11 protein-coding genes are annotated in these 10,105 nt (G+C 65.5%); 2 read left to right on the top strand and 9 right to left on the bottom strand.

Translation table 11 applies throughout. The features are described 5' to 3' along the window. Positions 1–151 precede the first annotated feature (151 nt). The 8 genes from E1N52_RS36745 to E1N52_RS36715 all read right to left on the bottom strand — a co-directional run bounded on the left by E1N52_RS36745 (position 152) and on the right by E1N52_RS36715 (position 6,161). Positions 152–1,198 carry a hypothetical protein gene (locus E1N52_RS36745; protein ID WP_425468194.1) on the bottom strand — a complete coding sequence of 349 codons (1,047 nt, stop codon included), beginning with the start codon at positions 1,196–1,198 and terminating at the stop codon, positions 152–154. Positions 1,199–1,385: 187 nt separating this feature from the next. Beyond that, on the bottom strand, positions 1,386–1,547 hold the full coding sequence (locus E1N52_RS44370; RefSeq protein WP_165979534.1) for a hypothetical protein: 162 nt from the start codon (positions 1,545–1,547) through the stop codon (positions 1,386–1,388). Between the two features lie 159 nt (positions 1,548–1,706). Continuing rightward, positions 1,707–1,919 (bottom strand): hypothetical protein, encoded by a 213-nt coding sequence (locus E1N52_RS36740; RefSeq protein ID WP_133189181.1) that lies wholly within the window; start codon positions 1,917–1,919, stop codon positions 1,707–1,709. A 235-nt stretch (positions 1,920–2,154) separates the two neighbouring features. Then, positions 2,155–2,586 carry an Hsp20/alpha crystallin family protein gene (locus E1N52_RS36735; RefSeq protein WP_133189193.1) on the bottom strand — a complete coding sequence of 144 codons (432 nt, stop codon included), beginning with the start codon at positions 2,584–2,586 and terminating at the stop codon, positions 2,155–2,157. Between the two features lie 248 nt (positions 2,587–2,834). Further along, on the bottom strand, positions 2,835–3,581 hold the full coding sequence (phbB, locus tag E1N52_RS36730; RefSeq protein WP_133189179.1) for an acetoacetyl-CoA reductase: 747 nt from the start codon (positions 3,579–3,581) through the stop codon (positions 2,835–2,837). Then, on the bottom strand, positions 3,571–4,122 hold the full coding sequence (locus E1N52_RS36725) for a hypothetical protein (protein ID WP_133189177.1): 552 nt from the start codon (positions 4,120–4,122) through the stop codon (positions 3,571–3,573). The genes phbB and E1N52_RS36725 overlap by 11 nt, the downstream gene beginning before the upstream one ends. Before the next feature lie 399 nt (positions 4,123–4,521). Continuing rightward, a complete protein-coding gene (locus E1N52_RS36720; protein ID WP_133189191.1) occupies positions 4,522–4,983 on the bottom strand; it encodes a universal stress protein in 462 nt (153 codons plus the stop codon). Between the two features lie 191 nt (positions 4,984–5,174). Beyond that, a complete protein-coding gene (locus E1N52_RS36715) occupies positions 5,175–6,161 on the bottom strand; it encodes a zinc-dependent alcohol dehydrogenase family protein (protein WP_133189067.1) in 987 nt (328 codons plus the stop codon). Positions 6,162–6,492: 331 nt separating this feature from the next. Here E1N52_RS36715 and E1N52_RS36705 point away from each other — a divergent pair, with 331 nt between their 5' ends. Continuing rightward, positions 6,493–8,931, top strand: a complete 2,439-nt coding sequence (locus E1N52_RS36705; protein ID WP_133189063.1) for a phosphoketolase family protein — start codon at positions 6,493–6,495, stop codon at positions 8,929–8,931. A gap of 13 nt (positions 8,932–8,944) precedes the next feature. Here E1N52_RS36705 and E1N52_RS36700 read toward each other — a convergent pair whose 3' ends face one another. Continuing rightward, positions 8,945–9,922 (bottom strand): acetyltransferase, encoded by a 978-nt coding sequence (locus tag E1N52_RS36700; RefSeq protein WP_133189061.1) that lies wholly within the window; start codon positions 9,920–9,922, stop codon positions 8,945–8,947. Between E1N52_RS36700 and E1N52_RS36695 the strand changes: the two genes are divergently transcribed. Beyond that, positions 9,921–10,100, top strand: a complete 180-nt coding sequence (locus E1N52_RS36695) for a hypothetical protein (RefSeq protein WP_133189059.1) — start codon at positions 9,921–9,923, stop codon at positions 10,098–10,100. The genes E1N52_RS36700 and E1N52_RS36695 overlap by 2 nt on opposite strands. The last annotated feature ends 5 nt before the right edge of the window (positions 10,101–10,105 follow it).

The raw sequence follows: 10,105 nt of genomic DNA, 5'->3' as shown, positions 1-10,105 counted from the left end.
GCGGTGGTGGTGGCGGACCGGGAGGCGGTGGTGGTGGCGGCCCTAGCGGCGGCGGCGGTGGCCGTCCGCCTCAGGGTAGCTAACGTCGCGACTAGCGCGGGCAAGTCCATGCCGACGCACGGCATGCCCGCGCCGGCTACATCACCATCGCTCAGAACCGATAGCCGATACCACCCAGGATCACGTCCGTATCGCGGCTATAGCGCGTGACCACACGGTTCCACGTGACGCGCGCAGCCCAGTGCTGCGACAAACGATACGAAGCCGAGACGGAGATGAGCCCCGAGAGAATACCGTCGCCGGTATCACGCTCGTCGGGATGCTCCCCGTGGTGGATAGCCGCGTAGAGGCCCGCGCCGAACCCGAGCGTAAGGCGCTCGTCGAAGAACGCGCGCGTGAGCCACAGTTGCGCCGTCGCGCCATCGCGCCGCGCCGAGATGCCATTGCCCTCGTGCAGATATCCCACCGTAGCGTCGAGAAAAGAATTGATGCCGCGCCGGTACTCGATCGCCTCGGCTGCCGATGTCTGCGATTCGAGGCTATTGAGGATCGTCTCGCCCGCCATCAGCGTGATCTCGTTGTTCGTCACTTTTTGCGTGCGCGGCAACGCGAAATCACGCGGACCTGGCGTGTCGGGCGCGTCGAGCTGATAGCCCACGCCCAGCATGAGCGATGTCGTCGATGGACCGCGCGCCACCTGCACGCGGTTGAGCTGGAGGTTCGCCGTCCAGCGATGCGTGGAATACCACGTGGCGCGTGCGCTATAGAGCACGCCCCAACCGTGCGTATCGGACCAGCCCTGGCCCTGGGACGCGGCCTCGGTGTCGAAGTAGCGATACGGCCCGACGCCCACCGCGAACACAAAGCGGCGCTGCGCGAGCGGCAGGCGCGCCCACGCCTGGATCGTCTGGCCGTCGCGGTGATGATTCGGAATATGGCCTTCGTTCAACCACGCAATGCTGCCGGCAAAATACTGGCCGAAACCCTCCGTGTAATCCATTTGCCACGAATAGGTATGATCGGCGCCGCTTTTGAGCGGCCCTGTGTAAAGCGTGAATTCCTGTGCGCAAATCGACCCCGAAGCCATGGCGAGCGCGCCGGCGACAGCACTGGATGCGGCGAGCGACGTGATTTTTTTCATTGCGTGCGTGGGCGCCTTGCGGTTTGAATAGCGAGACTCGCTGCAAGGGAAATGTATGCAACGAAACGCGGAGCATACCGTGTCGTGATATTTCTTGTGTAAACTCACTCTTTCAATTAATTACGAGATATCGCTGCACAAATCTTTGATTATTATTTCGCGATCCTAATTACGAGATATAAAAAGAAACGCCGCACAAAAGTGCGGCGTTTTGATCTACATCAATTCTGCAATCGGCGCAATTTCAGTGCACGTGATGGCAAACGCGCTCAGCGTGATGGTGAATGTGCTCGATGTGGCACACCTCGTGGTGATACGGCGCGGCGACAGCAGCGAGCGGCGCGAAAAGCGCGGCGCAGGAAATCAGGGCGAACAGGCGGACAGCGGGCTTGACAACGACGTTCATGACTTGGCTCTTGCGTGTGAAAACAGCGTGGGTTGGAACGAAAAGCCAGCACTGTATCGCAGAGTGTTCCGCGTCGTATTACATGGATGTAACGGGCGTAGCGCTCGATGAAACGCTCTTGACACGCATTGCCGCACAAGACCGGGTCGCGTCGTCGTCTCAAATAGTGCGCTCGCCGTCCCCTTCATGCGTGAGGCGCCGCAACAGTTCGCGGCCTCGCGTGGTGAGGCGCAACGTGGCGTCGCCGCCCGCCTCGTCCATTTCGACGAGACGATAGCGCTGAAGCGCCAGGAAATCGGAATCGAGCGTCTGAATCGGCGCGTCCGCATCACGGATCAGCAGCAATGTCGCTAGTTCGTGGTGGCTGAGCATCAGGTCTCTCCAGTTGTTGGCCGGAGTCAGGCGTAAGCGCTGATTCCAGCCACATGCCCGAAAAAACAATCGGCCGAGTGGCAGTGGGCTTGAGTCTGACCAGCATAGCGAGTCAATCGTACAGTTTCGCTACAGTCGTGTTTCGCTATGTTACGTATCGGTGTCTCAAGCAAAAAAGCGGCGCGCAGCTGCACGATATGCAGTCTGCGCGCCGCCCGCTCACAGCCTCTCGCCCTTAGTTGATTTCGAGGCGCTTACTGGCGCTTGCAGCCCGCTTAGGTAGTGTCAGCGTCAGCACGCCATCCTTATATTGCGCGCCCGCCTTTTCATCGTCGATTTCCACGGCGAGGGTGAACGCACGGCTCACGCTGCCCGCATAACGCTCGCGACGCACGACGCGCTCGCCTTCCTTCAGCTCGCCGCCCCGCTCAACTTTCGCAGCAATCGAAACGAGATTGCCATCGATTTTCACATCAATGTCTTTCCGATCGACGCCGGGCATTTCGGCCTTCACCGTGAAACCCACCTCGTCTTCCGTCACGTCGATCCGGATACTGGCGGCCTGCCCTTCCACGCCGCTCGTGGCTCGCAACGGCCGGAACAACCCGTGAAACAGATCGGGCACACTTTCCATCGAAAACGGATCGTAACGCGAGGTATTGCTCATTGATGCCTCCATGGGCTGAACGTTTTTATCCACGCAACGATGATGTTGCATCGGAATCCTAAATTCCCCGACAGTTGGCGCATCTGCACGCCGCCTCTGCCGCCAACGAAGGAGAATCGCTCGCAACGATGCGCGCCGCTCGCGCGGCGCGGTCGGTGCCGCTTACCGTTCCAAGATGAAGGCGCCTCGCGCGTTTGCAAGCCCCTTTTTTTTCCGCGCGCGAAATTTTCGTGTCGCAGCGCGGCGCGTCATTGCATGTGCATGCCGCCGTTGATCGCGATATCGGCGCCGGTGATGAACGCCGCGTCGTCCGAGCAAAGGAACGCCACCAGCGCCGCGACCTCGTTCGGCTGGCCGAGACGGCCTACCGGAATTTGCGGTAGGATGCGCGCGTCCAGCACGTCTTTCGGCACGGCTTCCACCATTTGCGTGGCGAGGTAGCCCGGCGACACGGTGTTCACCGTCACGCCCTTCTTCGCCACTTCCAGGGCGAGCGCCTTCGTGAAGCCATGCATGCCCGCTTTCGCCGCCGAATAGTTGGTCTGCCCGAAAGCGCCGCGCGAGCCGTTGACCGAGCCGATATTGATGATGCGCCCGAAGCCGCGCTCGATCATGCCGGGCAAGAACGGCTTCGTCACGTTGAAGAGCGCGTCGAGGTCGGTGCGCAGCACAGAGTCCCAATCGGCTTTCGACATCTTCACGAAGCTGCGGTCGCACGTAATACCCGCATTGTTGATGAGCACGTCCACCTGGCCGAGATCGTCGAGCGCTTGCTGCGCCGCACGCTCGCAGGCATCGCAGTCGGCGACGTTCATCTGGTGGCAGCCGAAGTCGCGGCCGGCCGCGCGTTCGGCGGCAAGCCAGGCGTCGGCGCGCATGTTCGCCGCCGAGCACGAGACGGCGACGGTCATGCCCGCGTCGTGCAGGCGGCGGCTGATCGCCTCGCCCAGTCCGCCCATGCCGCCCGTGACGAAAGCAACGCGCTTAGTGCCCATGCTGGCCTCCACCCGCGCTCGCGCCCTGCCCACGGCCTGCGCCCGCCGCCTTGCCCGGATGCGCTGCACCATTGGCGGCGCTGCTCATCGCACGCTCGAAGGCGTTCATCCACTCGCGCATCGGCAGCGCGCCCGGCACCTTGGACGCGCCCGCTTGCGCGCCGGCGCAGGCCTCTTGCCACTGCTGCGTGAAGTCGCGCGCGCTGTCGGACCATGTGCTCGCGCCCTGCATCGCCGCCGCGACGCTTTCTTGCCAGAGCGTGGTGCTCGCGCCGAGATAGTCGCGCCAGACCGATTGCGTGGCGACCGCGAAATCGGTCCAGTCGCGCGCGGTGCGCAGCGATTCGAGCAGGCCCTGGACCGCCTCGCGGTCGCGCTCGATGCGGCGCTGCTCCAGCTTCAACAGCTGCTCGCGCCATTGCTGCTGCCCGACGAGCAAGCGCAGCGCAGCCGACGTGTTGGCACGATACGTGTCGAATGAGGCGCCCACCGCGTTACCGAGCGAGGCGGCGTCGAATGAGGGACGGGAAGCGGTAGCCATAATCAATCTCCTCCTTATGTAGCTTTCGCCCGGCGCGGCCGGATGCGTTTGCTGCCAAAGAGACCGCGGTGGACCGCGACGGGACGCGGGCTGCGGCGAGCGAAATGAAAGCGCGTCACGCGCGACGATGGGGAACGGGATGTTTCGGAGTGCCGTGTGTTCGCAAGACGGCAGGCTCAAGCCAACATCATAGGCAGGAAGATGAGCTCTCGCGCGACGAATGGGCGATTTGTCGCTTGATCGATGTCACATTTCAAGATAACTCATGCGCAGCGAGTCAAAAGCCGGCTTGCTGTTGCGGGTATTTCGCGACGGATCGTAATGAAAGGAGCGGGACAAGGCGCTGCCCGGCCGATCGCGCGCTCGCCGCTCACCGGCCGGTGGAACGGCACGCCCCAGTCAGGCGGTGGGCGCCTCTTCTTCGCGCACCAGCATGACTGGCCGGTCCGCCATGCGCAGGAACGATTCGGCCACGCTGCCGAGCAAGATGCGCTTCATGCCCGACAAGCCGCGCGTGCCCATCACGACGAGGTCCGCGCCGTCCTCGGCGGCGATGCGCGAGATCACCGCGGCAATCTCCTCGCCGCTCGCATCGGCCGCGCGCGTGGAGCCCGGCACCTGAGCCTGCGCGAACACCAGTCTCGCTTCTTCGAGCGCCGCCGTTGCTGCATCGTTTTCCGCCGAGTGGCGCGCCTGTTCCTCGGCGAAGCCCGTACTCACGTCCACGAGCCGCGCCGGATGCCGCACGACATACAGCGCCTGAACGGCGGCGCCAGTCGCTTTCGCGACCTTCACGGCCTCCTCGAGCGCGCGCCGGCCGCTGCGGCTGCCATCGACCGCTACCAGAATCTGCTTGTACATCATGGACCTCCTGGGCCTTGCCCACGTTGCACGGCGGTTAGCCGGCCGTTGCGAGGCGCGCACCGGCTCCCGGCGCGCGCTATCTATCTAAAGATCGTTGTATCGCATTTAGGTACGGATGCGCCCTCTGAACAGTGCGACCCGTTGTCTCCACTGCTTCGGCATCGTGATTCGCCTGATCGCAGGCGCGCTCAGCCCATCGTCAACACCGCCGCGCCCGTGAGCCGTCCCTCGCGCAAATCAGCCAGCGCCTCGTTCGCGCGCGCGAGCGGGTACGGTGTGGTCTCGATTTCGAGCTTGTGCCGCGCGGCGATCGCCATGAAGGTCGCGCCGTCCTCGCGCGTGAGATTCGCCACCGAGACAATGCGCCGCTCTTCCCAAAGCCATGCGTAAGGAAACGAGGGAATGTCGCTCATGTGGATGCCGCCGCACACGACCGTGCCGCCCTTCGTCAGCGCCCGCAACGCGGCGGGCACGAGCGCGCCGACCGGCGCGAACAGCAGTGCCGCGTCGAGTTCCTCGGGCGCGCGCTCGTCGCTGCCGCCGGCCCACGATGCACCGAGGCGCCGCGCGAACTGCTGCGCCGCGGCATCGCCCGGACGCGTGAACGCGTAGACCGTGCGCCCCTGGTGGCGAGCGACCTGCGCGACGATATGCGCCGCCGCACCGAAGCCGTAGATGCCGATGCGCTGTGCATCGCCCGCCATCGCGAGCGAGCGATAGCCGATGAGTCCCGCGCAGAGGAGCGGCGCGGCCTCGACGTCGCTGTACTGGCGCGGCAGATGGAAACAGTAGCGGGCGTCGGCGACGGTGCGCGTGGCATAGCCGCCGTCGATCGTGTAGCCGGTGAAGCCGGGCGTGTCGCAGAGGTTCTCGCGCCCGTCGGCGCAGAAACGGCAATGGCCGCAGGTATGGCCGAGCCACGGCACGCCCACGCGGTCGCCGGGCGCAAAACCGGTCACGCCTGCCCCGAACGCCGCTACCGTGCCGACGATCTCGTGGCCGGGAATGACGGGCCTTTTCGGGTGATCGAGATCGCCGTCCACGACGTGCAGGTCGGTCCGACACACGCCGCACGCGCGCACATCGATCAGCAGTTCGCCTGCGCCCGGCGCCGGGTCGGGCAAATCGGCTTCGCGCAGCCGCGGATTCTCGCCGTCGAACAGCATTACCCGCATTGCTATCCTCCTCGCCAAAACGCGGCTGACGCGCCGCATCGATCACCATAAAACCATGTTATGCAATCGGGCCGCGCGCTGTCGTGCATTGCGCGCTGCGGCGCAACTACGCGGCCCGATGCGACTCGCTGCCACAGGACATCCACGCGTGGCGCGCCGCGCGATCGTGGCACCATAAGACGAATCCCACAGGACCACGAGGGCCGCCGCCCGGCCTCGCGCGCGGAGTCCGTCCGCCGTGCGGGCCGCAGGCTCGCGCCACGCGCGCCGCCGCGCCGCGCACGCAGTCCGCCTCGGTCCGCCTTCCGCCGCCGCGCAACCGGAGCCCCGCATGAACGCTACCGACACCCCTGCCTACCCGCCGCTTTCCGACGACCTGCTGCGCCGCATGGACGCCTGGTGGCGCGCGGCCAACTATCTCTCGGTTGGCCAGATTTATCTGCTCGCCAATCCGCTCTTGCGCGAGCCGCTGCAACTCGCGCACGTGAAGCCGCGCCTGCTCGGCCACTGGGGCACGACGCCGGGCCTGAACTTCCTCTACACGCACCTGAACCGCATCATCAACGCACGCGATCTCGACGTGCTGTTTCTCGCGGGGCCGGGCCACGGCGGCCCTGCCGTCGTCGCGAATACGTGGCTCGAAGGCACCTACAGCGAAACCTGGCCGAACGTGCCGCTCGATGTCGAAGGCATGGCCGCGCTCTTCAAGCAGTTCAGCTTTCCGGGCGGCATCCCGAGCCACGTCGCGCCGCAAACACCGGGGTCGATCCACGAAGGCGGCGAACTCGGCTATGCGCTCTCGCACGCCTACGGCGCGGTGTTCGACAACCCGGACCTGATCGTCGCCTGCGTGGTGGGTGACGGCGAAGCCGAAACAGGCCCGCTCGCCACCGCCTGGCACTCGAACAAGTTCCTCAATCCCGCCACCGACGGCGCGGTGCTGCCCATCCTCCATTTGAACGGCTACAAGATCGCGGGGCCGACCGTGCTCGCGCGTATCGGCGACGACGAACTCGCCTCGCTCATGAAGGGCTATGGCCACGAGCCGATCTTCGTGGAGGCAGAGGAGCCTGACGTTGCGCATCGCCTCATGGCCACCGCGTTCGACACGGCGTTCGACGAAATCGCGCGCATCCAGAAGAGCGCGCGCGAACTCGCGGACGAACACGGCAACCTGCCGCACGGCTATGTGCGCCCGCGCTGGCCGATGATCGTCATGCGCACGCCCAAGGGCTGGACAGGCCCGAAGACCGTGGATGGCCAGAAAACCGAAGGCTCGTGGCGCTCGCATCAGGTGCCGCTCGCCAACATCTCCAAGCCGGGGCATCTCGCGCTGCTGGAAAGCTGGATGCTCAGCTACAAGCCCGAAGAACTCTTCGACGCGCAAGGCCGCCTCGTGCCCGACATCGCCGCGCTCGCGCCGCAAGGCGAGAAGCGCATGAGCGCGAACCCGCGCTCGAACGGCGGCGGCCGCGTGCGCGAACTGCGCGTGCCGCCCTTCGAGCACCACGCCGTGGACGTGCCCGCACCGGGCCAGGTGGACGCCGAAGCCACGCGCGTGATGGGCGCGTTCCTGCGCGAAGTGATGCGCGTGAACGACGCCACGCGCAACTTCCGCATCTTCGGGCCCGACGAAACCGCATCGAACCGCTGGAGCGACGTATTCGACGTGACGTCGCGCACCTGGCTCGCGGAGGTCACGCCCGACGACATCCAGCTCGCCACCAACGGCCGCGTGATGGAAATCCTCTCCGAGCACACCTGCCAGGGCTGGCTGGAAGGCTATCTGCTCACGGGCCGCCACGGTTTCATGTCGTGCTACGAGGCGTTCATCCACATCATCGATTCGATGTTCAACCAGCACGCGAAGTGGCTGCAGGTGATCCGCGAGATTCCGTGGCGGCGCCCGCTGCCCTCGCTCAACTATCTGCTCACCTCGCACGTGTGGCGCCAGGACCATAACGGCTTCAGCCATCAGGACCCGGGCTTCATCGACTATGCGGTGAACAAGAAGTCGGACACGGTGCGCGTGTATCTGCCGCCCGACGCCAATACGCTGCTCGCCGTGACCGACCATGTGCTGCGCACCTGGAACCGCATCAACATCATCGTGGCGGGCAAGCAGCCGCAGGCGCAATGGCTCGACATGGACGCCGCCATTCGCCACTGCGCGGACGGCATCGGCATCTGGCAATGGGCGAGCAACGACGACGACGGCGAGCCCGACGTGGTCATGGCCTGCGCCGGCGACGTGCCGACCATGGAGACGCTAGCCGCCGTGGATCTGCTGCGCTCCTGCCTGCCCGACCTGAAGATCCGCGTGGTGAACGTGGTGGACCTGATGACGCTCCAACCCGCCGACCGTCACCCGCACGGTCTGCCCGACGCCGATTTCAATGCGCTATTCACGACCGACAAGCCGGTGATCTTCGCGCACCACAGCTATCCGACGCTGATCCACAAGCTCACCTACCGGCGCGCCAATCACGCGAACATTCACGTGCACGGCTTCATCGAGGAAGGCACGACGACCACGCCGTTCGACATGACGGTGCTCAACCGGCTCGACCGCTTCCACCTGTGCGAAGCCGTAATCGACCGGGTGGACGGACTCGCGCAGCGCGCGGCGCACCTGCGCCAGACACTGCACGACAAGCTGGCCGCGCACCGCCGCTACGTGGACGAGTACGGCGACGACATGCCCGAAATCCGCAACTGGCGCTGGCCGGCGGCACACGCCGCGCACGGCCCGGGCGAAACGGCTCAGTGACGCCTTGTATCGCTCAGGCCGAAGCCGGCTTCGCGCGCCCGAATACGCGTGCGAATGCGGTGACGAACGCGTCGAGCCGGTTCGATTCGAGACAGTCGATGCCCGCCGCGCCTACCCGGCCGTTTCCGCCGGGGAACGCGCGGCAGAGTTCATCCGCGCCGCGCGGTTCCGTGAGCGGCGCGCGCACGCTCACGGCGTAGTTGCCGTCCGCGTTCACGCTCAGCACCGCGTGCGCGCGCGAGGGCTCCTCGTTTGCGAGCACGTTGGCGAACACGCCGCGCACGCGGCGCGCCCACGGCTCGTCGGGCAGCACGCAAACGCTGCCGTACTGGAGCGCGATGAGCGGCGCGATGGCCTGGGCCAGTTCGAGATCGTCGTGACGGCAACGGGCGAGTTGCCCGACGATGGGCTCCGAGGCGATGAAATCGAACGGGTCGGCATAAGGCTTCATCGCGGCATACAGATCGAGCGGTGCAATCACGAGATCTTCGACGCAGTCGCCGTAAGCGTTGTAGTTGATCGACTCGCCCAGCTCGCGCAGCTGATCGGCCTGCGCGGCGTCGAGCCCGGCCTGCTGGGCAAGCGCTTGCGCCGTGTCGGGCAGGTTGTCGCCCCAGGCCGCCGCGATCGCCCACGGCCGGTAGCGGCCGGCGAGATGCCGGTCGACGAGCACGCTTGTGCAGACCTGCGCCGTCGTGTCGATGTGCGCGACGAGATTCCTGTTCATAGGCAGGTCGCCCGCGTGGTGATGGTCGAAATATTCGACCGTGACGTCTTTCGCGAGCAGCGCGGTGAGCGCCTTGCGATTCACGTCGAACGAAATGTCGAGAACCGTTAGCGAATCGCCCGGCTCGGCGGCCACGCGCTCGACGAGTGCGATGTCACGCTTCACGCCGGTGATGAGCGTTGCCTCGCGCGGCCTTGCGAGCCGCAGTTGATGCAGCGCGCAGATGCCGTCTGCGTCGCCGTTGAATACGTCGAAATGCGCCATGTATCCGGAATTCCGTTGGGTTGAACTTGACAGTATCGCGCAGCCTCCCCGGCTTGCACAAAAGGTACAAGACGCCGATGCCCATGCAGACCGCTTCGACCAAGGCCTCGACATGCCGCGCAACGGCCTTCCCGCGCTGGCTCGCGGTATGCTGGTTCCGGCGCTTGTCGCCCTGTAGCCCTC

Source organism: Paraburkholderia guartelaensis, from assembly GCF_004353905.1.
GTDB lineage: Bacteria > Pseudomonadota > Gammaproteobacteria > Burkholderiales > Burkholderiaceae > Paraburkholderia > Paraburkholderia guartelaensis.
This window is presented reverse-complemented; position numbering and strand designations above follow the sequence as displayed.